Annotated in this window: 18 protein-coding genes and 1 pseudogene; 11 read left to right on the forward strand and 8 right to left on the reverse strand. The window is 52.5% G+C overall.

Annotated features, from left to right (window positions below; all coding sequences use genetic code 11):
- Window positions 1-128: 128 nt before the first annotated feature.
- The 5 genes from CHU32_RS00870 (at window position 129) to CHU32_RS00895 (ending at window position 5,848) form a co-directional block, all read left to right on the forward strand.
- On the forward strand, window positions 129-1,529 hold the full coding sequence (locus CHU32_RS00870; RefSeq protein ID WP_245880166.1) for an MBOAT family O-acyltransferase: 1,401 nt from the start codon (window positions 129-131) through the stop codon (window positions 1,527-1,529).
- Window positions 1,516-2,547 (forward strand): SGNH/GDSL hydrolase family protein, encoded by a 1,032-nt coding sequence (locus CHU32_RS00875; RefSeq protein WP_103674203.1) that lies wholly within the window; start codon window positions 1,516-1,518, stop codon window positions 2,545-2,547. Before CHU32_RS00870 ends, CHU32_RS00875 begins: the two co-directional genes overlap by 14 nt.
- Window positions 2,534-3,751, forward strand: a complete 1,218-nt coding sequence (locus CHU32_RS00880) for an SGNH/GDSL hydrolase family protein (protein ID WP_176691601.1) — start codon at window positions 2,534-2,536, stop codon at window positions 3,749-3,751. Before CHU32_RS00875 ends, CHU32_RS00880 begins: the two co-directional genes overlap by 14 nt.
- Before the next feature lie 87 nt (window positions 3,752-3,838).
- Window positions 3,839-5,191, forward strand: coding sequence for a molecular chaperone (gene yegD / locus CHU32_RS00890; RefSeq protein WP_103674205.1), 1,353 nt, complete (start codon window positions 3,839-3,841; stop codon window positions 5,189-5,191).
- Window positions 5,192-5,386: 195 nt separating this feature from the next.
- The gene (locus tag CHU32_RS00895) at window positions 5,387-5,848 is read left to right on the forward strand and encodes a YegJ family protein (RefSeq protein ID WP_103674206.1); all 462 of its coding nucleotides are present in this window, start codon (window positions 5,387-5,389) and stop codon (window positions 5,846-5,848) included.
- A gap of 451 nt (window positions 5,849-6,299) precedes the next feature.
- On the opposite strand, the gene CHU32_RS00900 is transcribed toward CHU32_RS00895, so the two are convergent.
- The 8 genes and pseudogenes from CHU32_RS00900 to CHU32_RS00935 form a co-directional block, all read right to left on the reverse strand.
- Complete coding sequence (locus CHU32_RS00900; RefSeq protein ID WP_103674207.1) at window positions 6,300-6,770, reverse strand: SMI1/KNR4 family protein; 471 nt, start codon at window positions 6,768-6,770, stop codon at window positions 6,300-6,302.
- A 3-nt stretch (window positions 6,771-6,773) separates the two neighbouring features.
- Window positions 6,774-7,112 (reverse strand): hypothetical protein, encoded by a 339-nt coding sequence (locus CHU32_RS00905; protein ID WP_133159217.1) that lies wholly within the window; start codon window positions 7,110-7,112, stop codon window positions 6,774-6,776.
- 113 nt (window positions 7,113-7,225) lie between these two features.
- A pseudogene (locus CHU32_RS00910) lies at window positions 7,226-7,474 on the reverse strand (transposase family protein); the annotation flags it as partial.
- Window positions 7,475-7,704: 230 nt separating this feature from the next.
- Entirely contained in the window at window positions 7,705-8,529 is an 825-nt protein-coding gene (locus CHU32_RS00915; protein ID WP_103674209.1) for a T6SS immunity protein Tli3 family protein, read from the reverse strand.
- A gap of 5 nt (window positions 8,530-8,534) precedes the next feature.
- Window positions 8,535-8,930 (reverse strand): effector protein Tle3 domain-containing protein, encoded by a 396-nt coding sequence (locus CHU32_RS00920; RefSeq protein WP_103674210.1) that lies wholly within the window; start codon window positions 8,928-8,930, stop codon window positions 8,535-8,537.
- Window positions 8,931-8,936: 6 nt separating this feature from the next.
- Window positions 8,937-9,152, reverse strand: a complete 216-nt coding sequence (locus tag CHU32_RS00925; protein ID WP_103674211.1) for a hypothetical protein — start codon at window positions 9,150-9,152, stop codon at window positions 8,937-8,939.
- A 50-nt stretch (window positions 9,153-9,202) separates the two neighbouring features.
- Window positions 9,203-9,916 (reverse strand): Imm52 family immunity protein, encoded by a 714-nt coding sequence (locus CHU32_RS00930; protein ID WP_245880161.1) that lies wholly within the window; start codon window positions 9,914-9,916, stop codon window positions 9,203-9,205.
- A gap of 242 nt (window positions 9,917-10,158) precedes the next feature.
- Complete coding sequence (locus CHU32_RS00935) at window positions 10,159-10,611, reverse strand: DUF1240 domain-containing protein (RefSeq protein ID WP_176691602.1); 453 nt, start codon at window positions 10,609-10,611, stop codon at window positions 10,159-10,161.
- Window positions 10,612-10,985: 374 nt separating this feature from the next.
- Between CHU32_RS00935 and CHU32_RS00940 the strand changes: the two genes are divergently transcribed.
- The 6 genes from CHU32_RS00940 to baeR are packed head-to-tail and all read left to right on the forward strand — an operon-like array spanning window position 10,986 to window position 21,990.
- Window positions 10,986-12,224, forward strand: coding sequence for an MdtA/MuxA family multidrug efflux RND transporter periplasmic adaptor subunit (locus CHU32_RS00940; protein WP_103674213.1), 1,239 nt, complete (start codon window positions 10,986-10,988; stop codon window positions 12,222-12,224).
- On the forward strand, window positions 12,224-15,346 hold the full coding sequence (locus CHU32_RS00945) for an MdtB/MuxB family multidrug efflux RND transporter permease subunit (protein WP_103674214.1): 3,123 nt from the start codon (window positions 12,224-12,226) through the stop codon (window positions 15,344-15,346). Before CHU32_RS00940 ends, CHU32_RS00945 begins: the two co-directional genes overlap by 1 nt.
- Window positions 15,347-18,424: a multidrug efflux RND transporter permease subunit MdtC gene (gene mdtC, locus CHU32_RS00950; RefSeq protein WP_103750761.1), complete on the forward strand. Its 3,078-nt coding sequence runs from the start codon at window positions 15,347-15,349 to the stop codon at window positions 18,422-18,424.
- Window position 18,425: 1 nt separating this feature from the next.
- Window positions 18,426-19,841 (forward strand): MFS transporter, encoded by a 1,416-nt coding sequence (gene mdtD / locus CHU32_RS00955; protein WP_103674216.1) that lies wholly within the window; start codon window positions 18,426-18,428, stop codon window positions 19,839-19,841.
- Window positions 19,838-21,271 carry an envelope stress sensor histidine kinase BaeS gene (gene baeS / locus CHU32_RS00960; RefSeq protein WP_103674217.1) on the forward strand — a complete coding sequence of 478 codons (1,434 nt, stop codon included), beginning with the start codon at window positions 19,838-19,840 and terminating at the stop codon, window positions 21,269-21,271. The genes mdtD and baeS overlap by 4 nt, the downstream gene beginning before the upstream one ends.
- A complete protein-coding gene (gene baeR / locus CHU32_RS00965) occupies window positions 21,268-21,990 on the forward strand; it encodes an envelope stress response regulator BaeR (protein WP_103674218.1) in 723 nt (240 codons plus the stop codon). Before baeS ends, baeR begins: the two co-directional genes overlap by 4 nt.
- Window positions 21,991-22,000: the final 10 nt, after the last annotated feature.

Consider the following 22,000-nt stretch of genomic DNA (forward strand, 5'->3'; position numbering starts at 1 on the left):
TAAATAAAAATTATTGATAATAAAAATATTATATAATTTTACACCCTAAGCCATTGCTTATCGTCAGTCTGCCAGCGTATATTCCTGCGTGCTCAAAATGATTTAGCAGGGATGGCTAAAGAATGAATATGTTGTCGCTCACCTTTGGTTATTTTTTCTTACTATTTTTTTTGCTTTACTGGTTATTAAACCCATGGCACCGGCTACAAAACAGCCTGTTATTACTGGTGAGTTATGCTTTTGTTAGCTATTTTTCACTAAGCTCAGCGCTCATACTGTTAACATATAGTTTATTAATATACGTTCTCGGTAGATTTATTCACACATCAAATAAAACTAAAACCGGCTATACCTTGCTTACGCTGCTCACGATCGCGTTTTTTATCGCGTTCAAATATTATCCTGCATCACGTGAAAGCCTTCAACTTGCATTAAGCCAGGCAAATATTCAGCTGGATTTGCCGCTGATGGACATTGTTGTGCCTCTCGGGCTTTCCTTTTACATTTTCCACTCCGTAAGCTACATCGTCTCTATCGCTAAAAAAGAGGTTCAGCCTGCTACAGGGTTGAACGTTTTGCTGTATATCAGCTTTTTTCCAAATATAGTGTCAGGGCCCATTAACCGCGCCAGTCACTTTCTGCCACAAATTTCGACGACACAGCCCCGTCGGTTGCCCAACGTGCAAAGACCGCTGTGCTTGCTGGCACTGGCTATTGCCAAATTATTTCTGTGCAGCGCTTGGTTGGCAGATCGTTTTGTAACCCCGGTGTTTGACTCGCCAGAAAACGCCACCTCACTGCAACTGCTGGTGGCCGTTTACGCTTATGCCTGGCAAATCTATTTCAACTTCTCTGGCTATACTGACCTGGTTACGGCGCTGGCAGCGCTGCTGGGCTTTTCGCTGCCGGTCAATTTTAATGCCCCTTACCGCGCGCAGAATTTACAGGCGTTTTGGGGCCGCTGGCATATCAGCTTATCCCTGTTTATTCGTGATTATATTTATATCCCGCTGGGCGGTAATCGACGGGGGTTGTTACGTAAGAACCTTAATTTGCTTATTGCAATGGTCCTCTCCGGCATCTGGCATGGTACCGGGGTGACGTTTATTATTTGGGGAGCCCTGCATGGTGCAGGGTTAGTATTGCTAAGCTATAAAAATCATTTTTTCCCGACGCATTATTGCGGGCCAATAAGAACGCTCCTTAGCCGACTGCTGACATTTCACTTCATTTGCTTTACGTGGATTTTCTTCCGGGCGACGGATTTAACAACAGCCTGGATGATTATCACCAGTATCAGCAAGCTCTCTTTCTCCTCGCTATTAACAGCAACAGAAACGCCGTACCTGGTTGCTTTTTTAATTTTCTTTAGTATGTATCCTCAACTGGATTCGTTGAAAATAAAACTCGGCGCGCTGGCCTGTCGAATTCCGTGGTTATGGTTTCCGGTTCCGCTGGCGCTTTTCTTAACCGTGGTGTTCTTTTTTTCACCTGCTGGTCTGCCAGGGTTTATTTATGCAAACTTTTGATAACATTACGCTGTTTGCCAGGGTCTATAAATTTCTTTATATCATGCTGCTTAGCACGCTATTTGTGGTCTGGCTCAACCAGCGCTCGTTAACGCTTTACTGGCAGCAGGAATTTCATGAGGATGCGCCCTGGAGCGCAGTCAGACAGCCTTTATGGCTGAAAGGCGGGAAAATTTTAGCGGCGTTTTATGCTGGTAAAGAGGCGGTTAGCGGGGCGCTGGATGAAACACCCACTGCGGCTTTCATTCCGCTTATCGTCTTTCCTCACGCGCCGCTGCAACCGTCACCTGCGGCCATCTCGCCGCCGACAGCCGCCCCCAGCCTGCCCGTCCCCCACAATGATAAAGAACACATCTATTTGACGGCGCACGGTAAAGTCTTTTTTGCCGGAGACTCAATGATGCAGGGCATCGCACCGCATATTATGCTGGCCCTCAATAAGCGCTACGGCATTCAAAGCATCAATAAAAGTAAACAGAGTACCGGCCTGACGCTGCCGGGCTTTTTTGACTGGCCACTGACCATCAGCGAAACGCTACAGAGTGAACCGGATATTGAACTGCTGGTGGTTTTCCTCGGCCCTAACGATCCGTGGTCGATGAAACCAGACGGCGGCGGGCAATACCTGAAGTTTAAGAGCCCGGAATGGGAGCAGCTTTACCGCAGCCGGATTGAGCGCATTTTGCAAAGTGCACAGCAAAAGCAGATTCCGGTGATCTGGATTGGCCCGCCTAATATGCGCAAAAAAGCCCTTTCTGACGGGGTAGCCTGGCTGGACACCCTCTACGCTTCTGCCGTCACCGGAGCCGGGCAATATTATCTCCCGGCCAATGACATCCTGGGCTACCAGGGAGATACCTATTCCGACTACCAGGATAAAGACGGACGAAAGCTTAAACTCCGCACCGGTGATGGCATTCACTTTACCCCCTATGCGCAAAAACTGATTGCGGCCAGGGTGCTTTCAATGATTAACGTTGAAGGCGCAGAACAGGAGAAATCTGTTGAACAACATTAAATTTTTATCCGTATGTCGGCCGCTGGCGCTGCTGCTTAGCCTGCTGTTCATACTTTCATGCCAGGACGAAAAAAGTAAGACGCCAAAAACCGCCGCAGCCCCGTCTCATGAGACCGTCAGCCAGAATCAGCTCACTCGTTTCGGCGATGCCGGGCTGACTAAACTGGCGGATAAGCTACTGGCCGGAGGGCAAAGCGTGCATATTCTGCAATTAGGCGATTCGCACACTGCCGCCGATCTCTTTACCGGCCAGCTGCGTCAGCGTTTTCAACAGCGTTTTGGTGACGGCGGTCCCGGCGTCATCAGTCCGCTGATGGTTCCGGGTCAGCGGAGCGCCGTGGTCGGGTTTACTAAACCGGGCCGGGACTGGCAGCTCTACTCTACCCGCAAAGGCCCCCGTGAGGACTTTCCTTTTACCGGACTCATCGCCCAGCCTTTGCAGGATAACGCCGACGTCACACTAACACTCAAAAACCCAAGCGGTGGCCGTTATCAGGTAAGCGCTTTGTATAAATCCTCGGCTGATGCCATGCTCGCACTGGATCGCGGCAGCGTACAGACGCTGCCAGATAGCCAAAATCACTGGCAGCTTTCATCGGCTCGTCAGGCGACATTTCCGTTAAACGCAACCTTGGGTGGCGGGAATCATCTTCAACTGGGCGGCTGGTTTATTACGTCTGGCAACCCCGGAGTCATATTTTCCGCCGTGGGGATTAATGGCGCAACGCTTTCAGCATGGGATAAGTGGCAAGCAGACTGGTTAATGCCCTTTGCGGCACTTAAACCCGATATGGTGATCCTTGAGTACGGCACTAATGAGGCATTTAATGATGACCTTGACCCGGTGCTTTATCGTCGCCAGCTTGAAAAACGAATCGCGCAAATCCGCGAAACGTTACCGGACGCGGCTATCCTGTTGATTGGCCCGCCGGACAGCATTAAAAACAAAGAGCAAACAACCTGTAGCGCTCGTGAACCCGTTAGTCTGGCAAAAGTGATGAACATCCAGAAACAGGTTGCTGAGGCTCAGCAACTTTTGTTCTGGGACTGGCGCGCCTTTATGGGCGGTGCCTGTTCAATGGAACGCTGGTCAGCTACGGGCTATGCTCGTCCCGATCTGGTGCACCTCTCCACCGATGGCTATAAAAAAAGCGCCAATGCGCTCTTTGATCAGCTCATCAGTTTACTGGAAAAAGCGCAGTAAGACGCAGGCCTGGCTCAGCCGGGCTTGCAGCCATGCTGACATTTCGCTAAAGTCGCCCCCCTTCTTCACCGGCATGGGGATTTACGAGTGTTTATCGGATTTGACTATGGCACAGCGAACTGTTCAGTAGCAGTGATGCGCGATGGCGCGCCATTGCTGCTGAAAATGGAAAATGGCAGTACGCTTTTACCCTCAATGCTCAGCGCGCCAACGCGCGAGGCGGTCAGCGAATGGCTGTATCGCCACCATGATGTGCAGGCCACGCCGGGTGAAACACAGGCGTTACTGCGACGCGCCATTAACTATAATCGTGATGAAGATATCGACGTACTACCCGCAAGCGTCCAGTTTGGTCTCGCCTCGCTGCATCAGTACATCGACGATCCCCAGGAAGTGTACTTCGTTAAATCGCCAAAATCCTTTTTGGGTGCCAGCGGCCTCAAGCCACAGCAGATTGCCCTGTTTGAGGATCTGGTGTGCTCAATGATGCTGCATATTCGTCTGCAGGCGGAAAGCCAGTTGCCGGATACCATCACTCAGGCGGTAATCGGACGGCCGATTAACTTTCAGGGTTTGGGTGGAGAAGAGGCTAACGCCCAGGCGCAGGGTATCCTGGCACGTGCCGCCCAACGTGCGGGTTTTAAAGAGGTGATATTCCAGTATGAACCGGTGGCGGCAGGACTGGACTTTGAAGCCACGTTGCAGGAGGAGAAGCGGGTGCTGGTAGTGGATATCGGCGGCGGCACCACCGACTGTTCGCTGCTGTTGATGGGGCCACAGTGGCGTCAGCGCCAGGATCGTGGTGCCAGTCTGCTGGGCCACAGCGGCTGTCGCGTGGGCGGTAACGATTTAGACATCGCGCTGGCTTTCAAAAGCCTGATGCCTCTGCTGGGGCTGGGTGGCGAAACGGAAAAAGGCATCGCGCTGCCTGTTCTGCCCTGGTGGAATGCGGTCGCCATTAACGACGTTCCGGCGCAAAGTGATTTTTACAGTAGCGCTAACGGACGTCTGTTGAACGATCTGGTGCGTGATGCCCGTGACGGCGATAAAGTGGCTCTACTGTTGAAGGTGTGGAAGCAACGCCTGAGCTATCGCCTGGTGCGCAGCGCCGAAGAAAGTAAAATTGCCCTTTCCGGACGGGCACAGACGGTAACCGCGCTGCCGTTTATCAGTGACGACCTGGCGGCGGCAATAAGCCAACAGGACCTGGAGGTCGCACTGAATCAGCCCCTGACTCGTATCCTTGAACAGGTACAGCTGGCGCTGGAAAATGCGCAGGAAACGCCGGATATTATCTACCTCACCGGCGGTAGCGCCCGCTCGCCGCTTATCAAAAAAGCACTCACCGCACACCTGCCGGGAATACCTGTTGCTGGCGGCGATGATTTTGGTTCGGTAACAGCAGGCCTGGCACGCTGGGCCGACGTTGTGTTTCGCTAAGGGATAGCGTTAGAAACATTATTCAGGTGTGTTGTTTCTCTCAGGCGGGCAATCCCGCCTCTCCTTCAATAGCCATAGTTATTTTTTAATTTTAGCAACCACGGTTATGTCATATAATTAGCTACCATTCTGCCATTGGATGGGATCAGCAGGTTCTGCTGATAGCGTTTTTAACTCAGGGATTCTGGAGGAATAATGAAATCTATTTTACTGACATTAAGCTTGCTGTTTTTCACCACCGCAGGCTATTGCCAGCTTGAAGATAAAGTCATCACGGAAGGTTACGATCAGCAAGAGATGTCTGCGGCAATCGCGCATGCTCGCCGGGAAACCGACACCTTCATCAAAATGCTGAATAAACATGATGCGGATTCCTATGCGGTGAAAGCACCTATTACCGATGGTAAAGACACCGAACATTTCTGGCTCTCAAACGTGAGTTATGCTGACGGTATTTTTACCGGGATCATTGCCAACGATCCGGGCATTGTGAAAAACGTTGAGTACGGGCAAGAGTGGAAAATCAAGAAAGAAGATATTTCAGACTGGATGTATACGCGCGGAGATAAAATTTACGGTGGGTATACCATTGATCCATTGCTGGCCACTTATCCCAAAGAAGAAGCTGACGGACTAAGGGCAAGACTGGTTCGCTAAGCGGCAAGGGAGTTATTCTGGCGAAGTCTTTATAAGCTAAAGATCAAAGAATAACTCCCTGCGAGATAGCGTTGTTATCACATAGATATTCATGATTTTAAGGTGTGAAGGCTAAGGAGAGAATACCTGTTAACAAAACAATGACTTCACGGAATAAGAAATGTCTTCCCTGTACGTTTTCTTAATTTAACACCCACCGTCGCAGGTAATCATCTTTGGTATTATATTTTTTATTATGCTTAAGAACTGGGTTTATTGAAAACAAAAGATGCTCTGGTTTAACATCCACAGGTAGAATTTCATACACGGTCAGCTCAAAATTACGTTCAAATAACGTTCTGTCCAGCATTATCCTCCCTCCCGCCATTATCCTTTTCCTATGGCAATAGTTGCATATTACTCAAATCAGTACCACTTTTCTCACACTCAATCGTTTTATTACTGAAATTTACTATTCTAACGATGCTAATATCTCATCCAATAAAAACTCGGCAAAATTATTGGCGACAACAGATTTGCGTCCCTCTCTTTTAAATGACAATTCAGTTTCGACAATTACAGACTCTCCCGTTTCACTGAGCGTGGATACATCAATTGAGAATGAAGGACCATAACCTGACGATAGTATTTTTATCATATTACCATCGACATCACCTAACTTTCTAGCTTCTATCGTTACATATCTAACATCAGGTGCAGAATTAGCTGCAAGCCCTTGTTTCGATATACCATAAAATGAAAGCCCGTTGAACATTAACGTTCCATATTTTCTGAGGAAAATTTTATACGACTCAGGAAAGAAAATATCTAAAGATGACTCATAAGCACTAATCAACTCTTCTGACGCAGGGCCACTACAAAAAAAAACCTCTCCACTATCAACAATAGTCTGTTCAATTTTCAAAAATAAATCATCATTCATAGTTTAAATCTCCGGAAAGTCTAATGCACGAGTTTTCCAATAATTACGCTTCCATCTATCAAGTTCCGCTGCGGTATTCACGTTCCTTTGCCGGAACATCACCATCACACAGGTATATAATGCGGATACTTTCTGCCTGCAACGCTTCTCCGTCCGCCGTCCCAGCACATCATAATGGTACTCCCACTGCTCTCCCCGCCAGTAACAAAGTCCCATCAGACGGTCGTGACTGTCCATCACTGTCGGGCCAGAGCCTTCCCGACTCACCATCCGCGATGTCATTCTTTCCGCCGCATCGTATTCCGCTAGCACGTGACCGCGCCACCCGGTGGCCCTGCGCATACTGGTTATCCCACAGCAGCGCCACTTTATCTCCCGTCCACTGCTCTTTCGTGTAGCAGCGCCTTCGGTTTTGATGTCAGTCTCTGGTTTATAAAGCGTCAACATGGCATTGTGCTGTCTATATAGCTTACTACTCGCGCAATCGTGTCATGAACGGGTATACCATTTTCAAAATCAGCATATTTCTTTAACCATTCAAGCCGTTCATGCCCGAAATCCTCAATCTCCTGCCACTCATCAGCGCCTGCAATAATAGCGCATACGGTAAGAAACAAAATGTCCGTTAATTTATGTCTGATTTTACCTTGCTGACGTAGATCAGGGATAATTGAAATATGATCAAGAAGACTTTGAATGTTCACCAGACGTCCTTTTCGAATATATCTGATTATTTAATGATTAAATTTTAATCAAATCAACCAGGTAAAACCAGGATAAAAGTTGTGATTGTCATCACAACTTCCGTGATCTTGCCCTGTAGTGTAACCTTCCTGCATTTATTACTGAATTATACGCAGTCAGAGGTGATATTCTGATACTGACAGAACACTCGCCAGAATGATGACAAAGACGCCAGTAGAATATTACATGTTCATTTCCGCCGCTTTGACTCAGGCAACCCCACATCCAGATCGCAGGTCATATGGTCCCAGCCGGTATAATTTTTGACTTCCGGGATTTTATTGGGGATATTTTGCCAGTTAGGTTTATATGCATCGGTGATCCAGTGTTTTGGGCCATCTACTGAATTCCAGGAGGTGTATTCCCATCCCCATTCCATGCCTGAACTTCCCGGCTCCAGACGGTCATGCCGTAATGAGCCGTCATAATATTTATGAGTGTAGGGAATCCCCTCTCCCCCCGGCTTAAGCCGTGGGTCATCAAAGGGTTTTGAACTGATATACAGATCACCCCAGCGGGTAAGGATAAACGCCTGGTCATTCACAACCGTCATGGAAACCACGTCTGTTCTTATCGGACGGGTATCTTCCCCCGCAGGAACCATCACTCCGTAATCACTCTCCCTTGCCGGTATCCGCCTGTCACTGCCGTAAGCGTATGAATCCGCCCCGCCTCCCGGACTAAAACGACCATCTCCCCAGGTTCGCCCGTAGTCTTTGGAAACGATAAAACCGGAAAAATCTCCCCACGGAATAGAAATATATCTTTCTGAAGGGTGAACATATTTAAAAAACGAGATCCTGAAGAAAGGAGTATCCCGTGCTACCGCTTCAGAACGAATTTTTCTTTTTGTATCAACATACCAGAGCGCACCTTCACAGCGAAGCCCTTCCAGCTCCAGATAGCGATGATCGTCAAAGCGGTAGATCACCTGCCTGGGTAATTCACTGGGGCCGGGATCATGCTGATCGCAAGCGGAGCAGAAACATATCAATAAAAATATTCGTCTCTTCATAATTATTATTTACACTGTAACGGCTCTGGCTGGTCCCACTGCGTTACTGCCAACAAATTCCCGTTGCGCCAGTCTATTTTCCTGCGCGGGCCGTAATCATTAACTACCCCATCTTTTCCAGTAGGCATCGGTTGTTTACCCACTTCAGGTTTATTCATCATTTTCTTAAAGCTTGCAGGCAAAATCCCGTTCGCATAATATGCTTTTGTATCTACGTCTGGATTGTCTGGTCTGCGCCAATCCGCCAGCAATAATAGCTCCTTCCAGAGCGCCATATGATTAAACGCCTGACACTGTCCGATAGCCAGATCGTAGGCCATCGCTTTTTCTGATGCATCAATATTGCTCACAATTGATGAGTGTTGGCTATAGGTGGTTCCATTTTCGAGCATTTTATTCATTTCATCCTATGTCATACGGCGCTGTATTTTCAGTTTTTCACCCGAGGTATAATAGTTTACAGAGTATGCATCCACTTTCAGGCCGCTGATGGCGGTTATATTGTGGATGAGACTGACTTCAGATAATTGCTCATCATTTAACATCTGGTAAAGTAGTAATGCATTAAATTCAGGAGTGTCGGTAACATCCACTGTTTCTTCTACAAGGACATCCGCCATCATTGCTGCCCGTGATATATAACCAATTAAAGCCTCATGGTGATCTAAGGTTTTTACAACTCTCTTAGCAATGGAAGATAGCCAAGCTGTAATAATTTTATTTCTATATTATTAGCTTTTTCTATATGTTCTTTTTTAGCTCCATCAAAAATATCTTCTGTAGAAACTATAATAGTGCCTCGTTGTGTTCCGCCCTCAATAATGGGGACAATTTTTGCCGCCTCTGGTATTAACTCTGGTAACACTACTGAAGGAATATATATCATCCAGCCGACACACAATCGATCCAGAAAAACGTTCCTATTGAGGAACCAATAACCATTTGAATGAATAAAAGCAAAAGCATCTTTTTTTACGCTGACAATCTCAATCATGAATCTTATGACTTTATCAATATGAAACTCATCAGATGAGCTATGCATATTAATTTCTAAATTTGTTTCTTGAGGATATTGATAATTAATTTTCATATAATTCACAGAACATGAATTATTGTCATTCCCACCATCCCAGATGCCTTCGGAAAATAATGGGTAATTTTTCCTGCATCGTTTATTCCATCTGCAAATAGTTTCTTCAACAGCGTGTTTTCTGGAGAATACAATATCTTTCAGGGCTTGCTTTCTTGAAGTCCCTTTTTCGTACCATATTTTATCCATGCCGTAGAGAGATTCTATACTTAATGTTATTTTATATAATTGATCAAGGCATTTTTTAGCGTCTAATTCATAATCATCATTGTAATAAATCATCATTGAAATATTCATTATGGGGCAAATCTCATTTCTATATCTGGCATGGTTTTACACGTTGTTGAAAAATATCTATAACTTACAGATTGCATAAATATCCATACAACCTTCAATGATTGATTGACTGTTGCTACAGCCTGGTGGAGGAAAAAGCATGAATTAAATTTCTGTTAAATCGCTCTTGTTCTCGATCCGAAAACCAGGCGCTGTGCAGGCGGCAAGAGAACGACAAATTCGTCAGGAACGAATTTGACCAGCTATTCTCCGTCCTCTTTGGTATACATCTCCCTGTCACATGTTGCATTCCCTTTTACATAAGTAGTGCCTGAACTAACGATTGATGTGTCGTGACAAGGAGTGTAATGGCTGCGGACCCAGAAAGTAAGAATATAGGCAGGAATAAAACTAAACATAAATAAGCATACACTAAGGACCAATAAGACATTCATGCGTTCCAATATAACATCATTGCGTTTTTTATTTTTCTTTAATTTAGTTTCCGTGAGGATAATGTTTATTAACGCAGCAAGGCACATAAGCACAAAAAAGGGGATGCCCGCCAGCGCAATAATCAACTTACTGTCATAATAAATTTCATCTGCGCCATTCAATAAAGGAGATATATCATCACCAACTGACCATAACACGACTGCAATTAAGCCACCAAAAATCAACCACAACATGATACAACACACTATTTTATTTTTCACATTAAAAATTCCCGACCAGATAATTAACAGCGTCATAGCTAATATATGGGACCACTAAAGGAACACACTGTAAAAAAGCGCTAAACAGCCCCGGATAAATGTTCACCTAAGCATGCTTTTCTGTAGCCATGCTACCGCCCTGCCCTGAAAAATCGATCTGCACACCTCAAGGTTACGCCCATGCTTTCTGCTGAAGAATCTGCGGCTCAACTTTTCAGAATTTATAAAGAAGCTTCTTCAACAAATCATGCCGACGATTTCCCGTATTCAGACTATTCCCCCTCCTCTTTCATAGTTCCTCCATTTTTGTAGGGAGATCGCTGACTACACTAGTATTATTCCGCGACCGGCTTCAGGAAGAGACATCTAAAACAATGAAAGGCAGTAACAAAGCCCGCTGGGCGACAGCGCTGATAGTGATTATTGCGGCCGTTGCCGCGCTCTGGTTCTGGCATAGCCGCAGCGTATCAGACAATCCCTCTACGACGACGGCGGCTGCTTCTGGCGGCGGACGTCACGCGCAGCGTAATGCGCAACTGGCTCCCGTACAGGCGGCCACGGCGACCAGCGAGTCGGTTCCGCGTTATCTCTCCGGGCTGGGGACGATTACCGCCGCCAATACCGTCACGGTACGCAGCCGGGTGGACGGGCAACTGATGGCCATCCATTTCCAGGAAGGTCAGCAGGTCAAAGCCGGTGACGTGCTGGCTGAAATCGACCCCAGCGAATTTAAGGTAGCGCTGGCCCAGGCGCAGGGACAGCTGGCGAAAGATCGGGCGACGCTGGCGAATGCCCAGCGTGATTTAGCGCGCTATCAACAGCTGGTAAAAACCAATCTTGTTTCGCGCCAGGAGCTGGACGCGCAGCAGGCCACCGTGAGTGAAACGCAGGGAACCATTAAGGCCGATGAAGCCAGTGTTGCCAGTGCGCAGCTACAGCTAGACTGGAGCCGGATCACCGCGCCAGTAGACGGTCGCGTCGGTTTAAAACAGGTAGATATCGGCAACCAGATCTCCAGCGGCGATACCACCGGGATTCTCGTGTTAACCCAGACCCATCCCATCGACCTGGTATTTACCCTGCCGGAAGGCGATATCGCCACCATTGTGCAGGCGCAGAAAGCCGGCAAAACGCTGCCGGTTGAGGCATGGGACCGTACCAATAAACAAAAGCTCAGCACCGGTACGTTGCTGAGCCTCGATAACCAGATCGATGCCACCACCGGCACCATCAAATTGAAAGCGCGTTTTGAAAACCAGGACGACCTGCTGTTTCCTAACCAGTTCGTTAATGCCCGCCTGCTGGTAGATACGCAGCAGGATGCCGTCGTGATCCCTACTGCCGCGCTGCAAATGGGCAACGAGGGTAATTTCGTTTGGGTAGTCAATGCCGAGAATAAAGTCAGTAAGCACACCGTGGTGCCCGGTATTCAGGACAGCCTGAAAGTAGTGATTACCAGTGGCCTCTCGGCGGGCGATCGGGTGGTGACAGACGGCATCGATCGTCTCACGGAAGGCGCGAAGGTCGAGGTCGTGCAAGCGCAGGAAACCCCTGCGGCTGCCACTGAAAAACCCACCAGCCGCGAGTACGGTAAAAAAGGAGCGCGCTCCTGATGCAGGTGTTACCTCCCCGCGCGACCGGCGGCCCGTCCCGCCTGTTTATTATGCGTCCGGTCGCCACCACACTGTTGATGGTGGCGATCATGATTGCCGGGATTATCGGCTATCGTTTCTTACCAATTTCAGCGCTGCCGGAAGTGGACTATCCGACGATTCAGGTGGTGACGCTGTATCCCGGTGCCAGTCCCGATGTCACCACTTCTGCCATCACCGCGCCGCTTGAACGCCAGTTCGGGCAGATGTCGGGCCTCAAGCAGATGTCGTCGCAGAGCTCCGGCGGCGCGTCGGTGGTCACGCTTCAGTTCCAGTTAACGCTGCCGCTGGATGTCGCCGAGCAGGAAGTGCAGGCCGCGATCAACGCGGCTACTAACCTGCTGCCGGACGATCTGCCTAACCCACCAGTGTACAGCAAAGTGAACCCGGCAGACCCGCCAATCATGACGCTTGCCGTCACCTCTTCCGCGCAGCCGATGACTCAGGTTGAGGATATGGTCGAAACCCGCGTGGCGCAGAAAATCTCCCAGGTCTCCGGCGTCGGGCTGCTAACGCTGGCGGGCGGCCAGCGCCCGGCGGTACGCGTCAAACTCAATGCCCAGGCCATTGCCGCGCTGGGTCTGACCAGCGAAACCGTGCGCACCGCCATCACCAGCGCCAACGTTAACTCGGCAAAAGGCAGCCTCGACGGGCCAACGCGGGCGATTACGCTTTCCGCCAACGATCAGATGCAAACGGCGGAAGATTACCGTCGCTTAATTATTGCTTACCAGAACGGCGCGGCCATCCGTCTCGGCGATGTAGCGACCATTGAACAGGGCGCGGAAAACAGCTGGCTTGGCGCATGGGCAAATAAAGAGCAGGCGATCGTAATGAACGTCCAGCGTCAGCCAGGGGCGAATATTATCGACACCGCCGGGAGCATCCGCCAGATGTTGCCGCAGCTTACCGAAAGCCTGCCGAAATCGGTGCAGGTGAAAGTACTGTCGGACCGCACCACCAACATCAGTGCCTCGGTCAGCGACACCCAGTTTGAGCTGATGCTGGCTATCGCGCTGGTGGTGATGATTATCTACCTGTTCCTGCGTAACGTGCCGGCTACCATTATCCCCGGCGTCGCGGTGCCGCTGTCGCTGGTCGGCACCTTTGCGGTGATGGTGTTTCTTGATTTCTCCATCAACAACCTGACGCTGATGGCACTGACCATCGCCACCGGTTTTGTGGTTGATGACGCCATTGTGGTCATTGAGAATATTTCCCGCTACATCGAGAAAGGCGAAAAGCCGCTGGCCGCGGCGCTGAAGGGCGCAGGCGAAATTGGCTTTACCATTATCTCGCTGACCTTCTCGCTGATTGCGGTGCTGATCCCACTGCTGTTTATGGGCGATATTGTCGGTCGCCTGTTTCGTGAGTTCGCCGTCACGCTGGCAGTGGCGATTTTAATTTCGGCGGTAGTGTCGCTGACTCTGACGCCGATGATGTGCGCGCGGATGCTCAGTGCCGAGTCCCTGCGTAAGCAGAACCGCTTCTCGCGCGCCAGCGAGCGTTTTTTTGAGCGGGTGATCGCCGCCTACGGGCGAGGTCTGAGCAAAGTGCTTAACCATCCATGGCTGACCCTCAGCGTGGCGCTGACCACGCTGGTGCTGTCGGTAATGCTGTGGATTTTTATTCCCAAAGGTTTCTTCCCGATCCAGGATAACGGCATTATTCAGGGTACGCTTCAGGCTCCACAGTCGGCGTCGTTTACCAGCATGGCGCAGCGCCAGCGGCAGGTCGCTGATGAAATTCTGAAAGATCCGGCAGTGGAAAGCCTGACGGCATTTGTTGGCGTGGACGGCACCAATCCTTCGCTTAATAGCGCGCGCCTGCAAATTAACCTTAAGCCGCTGGACGATCGCGACGATCGTGTACAAGCCGTGATTAGCCGACTCCAGCAGGCGGCGAGCCGGGTACCGGGCACGGAGCTTTATCTGCAGCCGACGCAGGACTTAACGATTGATACCACCGTCAGCCGCACCCAGTATCAGTTTACCCTTCAGGCAACGTCGCTGGACGCGTTGAGCCACTGGGTGCCGCTGCTGATGACGCGCCTTCAGTCACAGTCCGCGCTGGCCGACGTCAGCAGCGACTGGCAGGACAAAGGGCTGGTAGCGTATGTGAATGTCGATCGCGACAGCGCCAGCCGTCTTGGCATTAGCATGTCAGACGTCGATAATGCGCTATACAATGCCTTTGGTCAGCGACTCATTTCGACCATTTATACTCAGGCCAATCAATATCGCGTGGTGCTGGAGCATAATACGGAGAGCACGCCGGGGCTGGCGTCGCTGGACAGTATCCGCCTGACCAGCAGCGATGGTGGCGTCGTACCACTGAATGCGATTGCGAAAGTGGAGCAACGCTTCGCGCCGTTATCGATTAACCATCTCGATCAGTTCCCGGTGACGACTATCTCCTTTAACGTTGCCTCTGATCATTCACTGGAGGAGGCGGTGGATGCCATCACCGCCGCCGAAAAAGACCTGAGCCTCCCCACCGATATCACCACCCAGTTCCAGGGCAGCACCCTCGCCTTCCAGTCGGCGCTCGGCAGCACGGTATGGCTGATTGTCGCCGCGGTGGTGGCGATGTATATCGTGCTCGGCGTGCTGTATGAAAGTTTTATTCACCCGATCACCATCCTTTCAACGCTGCCCACGGCGGGCGTTGGCGCGCTACTGGCACTGTGGCTGGCGGGCAGTGAACTGGATGTCATCGCCATTATCGGCATTATTCTGCTCATCGGCATCGTGAAGAAAAATGCCATCATGATGATCGACTTTGCGCTGGCCGCCGAACGTGAACAGGGTATGGCTCCGCGCGAGGCAATTTATCAGGCGTGCCTGCTACGTTTCAGGCCGATTTTAATGACCACGCTGGCGGCGTTACTCGGGGCGCTGCCGCTGATGCTCAGCACCGGCGTGGGCGCGGAACTGCGTCGCCCGCTGGGGATTGGCATGGTCGGCGGCCTGCTGGTCAGCCAGGTGCTGACGCTATTTACCACGCCGGTGATTTACCTGCTCTTTGATCGCCTGGCCCTCAGCCTGCGCAGCCGTTTCCCGCAGCGTAAAGAGGAGGCGTAGGTGAAATTTTTCGCCCTTTTCATTCACCGCCCGGTGGCGACGTTTTTAATTTCGCTGGCGATCACCTTGTGCGGCATTCTGGGCTTTCGCCTGCTTCCCGTGGCCCCCCTGCCGCAGGTCGATTTTCCGGTGATTATGATTAGCGCCTCACTGCCGGGAGCCTCGCCGGAAACCATGGCCTCTTCGGTCGCCACGCCGCTGGAGCGCTCGCTGGGGCGGATTGCCGGCGTCAGCGAAATGACCTCCAGCAGTTCGCTCGGCAGCACACGCATCATTCTCGAATTTAACTTCGACCGCGATATTAACGGCGCGGCGCGTGATGTGCAGGCGGCGATTAACGCGGCACAAAGCCTGCTGCCGAGCGGGATGCCGAGCCGTCCGACGTACCGAAAAGCGAACCCGTCCGATGCGCCGATTATGATCCTGACGCTCACTTCGGATACCTACTCACAGGGTGAGCTGTACGATTTTGCCTCTACGCAACTGGCGCAAACCATTGCGCAGATTGACGGCGTCGGCGATGTGGATGTTGGCGGTAGCTCTCTGCCCGCCGTGCGCGTGGGCCTGAACCCGCAGGCGCTGTTTAACCAGGGTGTGTCGCTTGATGACGTCAGCAGCGCGATCAGTAGCGCCAACGTGCGTAAGCCGCAGGGCGCGGTAGAAGACGGCACGCATCGCTGGCAGATCCAGACCAATGATGAACTGAACACGGCCGCCGAATATCAGCCGCTGATCGTGCATTACAATAACGGCGCGGCGGTGCGTCTTGGCGATGTGGCAACGGTCACGGATTCGGTGCAGGACGTGCGAAATGCCGGGATGACCAATGCTAAACCGGCGATCCTGCTGATGATCCGCAAGTTGCCGGAAGCCAATATTATTCAGACCGTGGACAGCATCCGCGCCCGCCTGCCGGAGCTGCAAAAAACCATTCCGGCGGCCATCGACCTGCAAATCGCCCAGGACCGCTCTCCCACCATCCGGGCGTCGCTGGAAGAAGTGGAGCAAACGCTGGTGATTTCGGTGGCGCTGGTGATCCTCGTGGTGTTCCTGTTCCTGCGCTCCGGGCGCGCGACGCTGATCCCGGCGGTGGCGGTACCAGTCTCGCTGATCGGCACCTTTGCCGCCATGTATCTGTGCGGTTTTAGCCTCAATAACCTGTCGCTGATGGCGCTGACCATTGCCACTGGCTTTGTAGTCGATGACGCCATTGTGGTGCTGGAGAATATCTCCCGTCATCTGGAAGCGGGCATGAAACCGCTTCAGGCGGCGCTTCAGGGCACGCGCGAGGTCGGCTTTACCGTTCTGTCGATGAGCGTGTCGCTGGTGGCGGTGTTCCTGCCGCTGCTGCTGATGAGTGGCCTGCCCGGACGACTACTGCGGGAATTTGCGGTTACTCTGTCGGGCGCTATCGGTATTTCGCTGGTGATTTCCCTGACCCTGACGCCGATGATGTGCGGCCTGATGCTCAAGCGCAGTAAGCCGCACCAGCCAACGCGCGCCAGAGGATTCGGGCGGATGCTGGTCGCCCTGCAACAAGGCTATGGCAGGTCGCTGAAATGGGTGCTTAATCATGCCCGGCTCACCGGTCTGGTGCTGCTTGCCACCATCGTGCTTAACGTCTGGCTGTATATCGCGATCCCCAAAACGTTCTTCCCTGAGCAGGACACCGGGGCGTTGATGGGCGGGATTCAGGCGGATCAGAGCATCTCCTTCCAGGCCATGCGCGGCAAGCTTCAGGACTTTATGAAAATTATCCGCGACGATCCGGCGGTGGATAACGTTACCGGTTTTACCGGCGGTTCGCGGGTAAACAGCGGGATGATGTTTATCGCGCTTAAAGATCGCAGCGAGCGTACGGAAACGGCCCAGCAAGTCATTGACCGCCTGCGTAAAAAACTGGTCAACGAGCCGGGGGCAAACCTGTTTTTAATGGCGGTGCAGGATATTCGCGTCGGCGGACGTCAGGCCAACGCCAGCTATCAATATACGTTGCTGTCAGATGACCTGAGCGCACTGCGCGAATGGGAGCCCAAAATCCGCAAAGCGCTCGCCGCCCTGCCGGAACTGGCCGATGTTAACTCCGACCAGCAGGATAACGGTGCGGAGATGAATCTCATCTACGACCGCGAAAGCATGTCCCGCCTTGGCATCAGCGTCCAGGCGGCCAACAGCCTGCTCAATAACGCCTTCGGCCAGCGGCAGATTTCGACGATTTATCAGCCGCTCAACCAGTACAAAGTGGTGATGGAAGTCGATCCGGTGTATACCCAGGACATCAGCGCGCTGAATAAGATGTACGTTATTAACAGCGACGGCAAAGCCATTCCGCTGTCCTACTTCGCGAAATGGCAGCCTGCTAACGCCCCCCTGTCAGTCAACCATCAGGGACTTTCCGCGGCGTCCACCGTCTCCTTCAACCTGCCCACCGGGAAATCGCTTTCCGAGGCCAGCGCGGCGATTGACCGGGCCATGACCCAGCTTGGCGTACCCTCCAGCGTGCGCGGCAGTTTTGCCGGTACCGCTCAGGTGTTTCAGGAGACGATGAACTCGCAGGTGATCCTGATTCTGGCGGCCATCGCTACGGTCTATATCGTGCTGGGCATTTTGTATGAGAGCTACGTTCATCCGCTGACTATTTTGTCCACATTGCCCTCAGCGGGCGTGGGCGCGCTGCTGGCGCTGGAAGCGTTCGATGCCCCGTTCAGCCTAATCGCCCTGATCGGGATTATGCTATTAATTGGCATTGTGAAGAAAAACGCCATCATGATGGTGGACTTTGCCCTTGAGGCACAGCGCAACGGCAATTTGCCGCCGGAAGAGGCCATTTTTCAGGCCTGCCTGCTGCGCTTCCGGCCCATTATGATGACCACCCTGGCCGCGCTGTTTGGCGCGCTCCCGCTGGTGCTGTCTGGCGGAGATGGTTCAGAACTGCGTCAGCCGCTGGGCATTACGATTGTCGGCGGTCTGGCGATGAGTCAGCTTTTGACGTTGTATACCACCCCGGTGGTGTATCTGTTCTTTGACCGCCTGCGGCTGCGTTTTTCGCGAAAAACCAGACAACCGGTAAGCGAGTAATATGACAGAACTGCCCGCCAGCGTGCGCTGGCAACTCTGGATTGTGGCGTTTGGCTTTTTTATGCAGGCGCTGGATACCACCATTGTGAACACCGCCCTGCCCTCCATGGCACAAAGTCTCGGGGAGAGCCCGCTGCATATGCATATGGTGATTGTTGCCTATGTGCTGACAGTGGCGGTGATGCTTCCCGCCAGCGGCTGGCTGGCGGACCGGGTCGGCGTGCGCAATATCTTCTGCGCTGCTATCGTGCTGTTTACGCTTGGCTCGTTATTCTGCGCCCAGGCGAGCAATCTTAATGAGCTGGTGATGGCCCGCGTTTTACAGGGCGTGGGCGGCGCGATGATGGTGCCCGTCGGGCGGCTGACGGTAATGAAGATCGTCCCGCGCGAGCAGTATATGGCGGCAATGACGTTCGTTACCCTGCCGGGACAGGTTGGCCCGCTGCTCGGTCCGGCGCTGGGCGGAGTGCTGGTGGAATACGCCTCCTGGCACTGGATCTTCCTGATTAACATTCCGGTCGGTATTGTCGGCGCGATTGCCACCCTGCTACTGATGCCCAACTATAAAATGCAAACCCGACGCTTTGACATGTCCGGGTTTATCCTGCTGGCGCTGGGGATGGCGACACTCACGCTGGCGCTCGACGGTCAGAAAGGGCTGGGCATTTCAACGCTGGCACTGGCAGGGCTGGTGGTCGCTGGCGTGATGGCAATCCTGCTTTATCTGCGCCATGCGAAAGGTAACGATGCCGCGTTGTTCAACCTCAGCCTGTTTAAAACGCCAACCTTTTCTCTCGGTCTGGCGGGCAGCTTCGCCGGGCGGCTGGGCAGCGGCATGTTGCCCTTTATGACGCCGGTATTCCTGCAAATCGGCCTCGGCTTCTCCCCGTTTCACGCCGGGCTGATGATGATCCCGATGGTGCTCGGCAGTATGGGGATGAAACGGATTGTGGTTCAGGTAGTGAACCGCTTTGGCTACCGCCGCGTGCTGGTCGCCACCACCCTCGGACTGGCGCTGGTCAGCCTGCTGTTTATGAGCGTCGCCCTGCTCGGTTGGTACTGGCTGCTGCCGGTGGTGCTGTTTTTACAAGGAATGGTCAACTCGACCCGTTTCTCGTCAATGAATACCCTGACGCTGAAAGATCTGCCGGACGATCTGGCCAGCGGCGGTAACAGCCTGCTGTCGATGATCATGCAACTTTCCATGAGTATCGGCGTGACCGTCGCCGGACTGCTGCTGGGCATGTATGGTCATCAGCATGTCGCTGTTGATAGCGGCACGTCGCACAGCGTCTTTATGTACACCTATTTCAGCATGGCTGTGATTATTGCCCTGCCCGCACTGATTTTTGCCCGCGTCCCGGATGACACCAGTCAGAATGCGGTGATCGCACGGCGTAAAAGGAGACACTCGTGAAGTTATGGCGGCCCGGCATTACCGGTAAACTGTTTCTGGCCATTTTCGCTACCTGCATTTTGCTGCTGGTGACGATGCACTGGGCGGTGCGCATCAGCTTTGAACGCGGCTTTATTGATTACATCAAACGCGGTAACGAGCAGCGGCTGCAAATGCTCAGCGACGCGCTGAGCGATCAATATGAACTGCACGGCAACTGGCGCTTTTTACGCAATAACGACCGCTTTATTTTCCAGATCCTCCGCTCCTTCGAGCGTGACGATGAAGATCATCCGCATCCGGGTGGACCGGGACCAGAGCCGGGGCCGGGTCCAGGAATGCCGCCGCACGGCTGGCGCACGCAGTTCTGGGTCGTCGATCAGCAGCAGCAGGTGCTGGTGGGTCCTCGCGCCCCCGTCCCGCCAGACGGCACGCGCCGGGCAATAACAGTGGACGGGCAGCGCGTCGGAGAAGTCATCGCCTCCCCTGTCGAGCGCCTGACGCGCAATACCGATATCAATTTTGATCGTCAGCAGCGGCGCACCAGTTGGCTTATTGTCGCCCTCGCAACGCTGCTGGCCGCGCTCGCCACCTTCCCGCTGGCGCGCGGCCTGCTGGCACCGGTCAAACGACTGGTGGAAGGAACGCATAAGCTGGCGGCAGGAGACTTTTCAACCCGCGTGGCGGCCAGCAGCCAGGATGAACTGGGCAGACTGGCACAGGACTTTAACCAGCTTGCCAGCACTCTGGAGCGAAACCAGCAGATGCGTCGCGATCTAATGGCCGATATTTCGCATGAACTACGCACGCCGCTGGCGGTATTGCGCGGCGAACTGGAGGCCATTCAGGACGGCGTGCGCAAATTTACCCCCGAGTCGGTAAATTCGCTTCAGGCTGAGGTCGGTACGCTCACCAAACTGGTTGACGATCTGCATCAGCTTTCGATGTCGGACGAGGGGGCGCTGGCTTATCAGAAAGCCCCGCTCAATCTCATCCCGCTGGTAGACATGGCCGCGGGTGCCTTCCGTGAACGCTTTGCCAGCCGTGGTCTTACCCTGCGTGTACTGCTGTCGGAGAGCGCCACGGTGTTCGGCGATGGCGATCGCCTGATGCAACTCTTTAATAATCTGCTGGAAAATAGCCTGCGCTATACGGACAGCGGCGGCCACCTGTTAGTGACAGCCTCGCTCAGTGCTGAGAGCGTGACGCTGGATTTTGCCGACAGTGCGCCGGGCGTGAGCGATGAACAGCTAGCCAGATTGTGCGAACGTTTCTGGCGGGCTGAAGGCTCACGCAATCGCGCCAGCGGCGGCTCCGGACTGGGGCTGGCTATCTGTCAGAATATTGTTACTGCCCACAATGGCACGCTACGCGCAACACATTCGCCGTATGGCGGCGTTAGTATTAAAGTAGAGTTACCGCTGGATCGCGATATGCCGAGGGATGCATGACTGAACTACCTATCAATGATAACACCCCACGAATTCTCATCGTGGAAGACGAACCTAAACTGGGGCAGCTCCTGATCGACTATTTGCTGGCAGCAAACTATGCGCCGGTGCTTATCAGTCACGGCGACAAAGTGCTTCCCTATGTTCGTCAGACGCCGCCGGATTTGATCCTGCTGGATTTAATGCTTCCCGGCACCGACGGCCTGACCCTGTGTCGGGAAATTCGTCGCTTTTCTGAAGTGCCGATCGTCATGGTGACGGCGAAAATTGAGGAGATCGATCGTCTACTGGGTCTGGAGATTGGCGCTGACGATTATATCTGTAAGCCTTACAGCCCGCGAGAAGTGGTGGCGCGGGTCAAAACTATCCTGCGTCGTTGCAAACCACAACGTGAACTTGTGGCGCTGGATGCAGAAAGTCCGCTAATTGTTGATGAAAGCCGTTTTCAGGCGTCGTGGCACGACAAACTGTTAGACTTAACGCCCGCCGAGTTTCGCCTGTTGAAAACCCTCTCCCAGGAGCCGGGTAAGGTGTTCTCCCGCGAGCAATTGTTGAATCATCTGTATGATGACTATCGGGTGGTCACCGATCGCACCATCGACAGCCATATTAAAAACCTGCGCCGCAAGCTGGAAGCGCTGGATACTGAACAGTCGTTTATTCGCGCCGTGTACGGTGTCGGCTATCGCTGGGAAGCGGACGCGTGCAGATTAGGGTAGGTTATCTGAG

The sequence above is a fragment of the Superficieibacter electus genome (assembly GCF_002915575.1).
Classification (GTDB): domain Bacteria; phylum Pseudomonadota; class Gammaproteobacteria; order Enterobacterales; family Enterobacteriaceae; genus Superficieibacter; species Superficieibacter electus.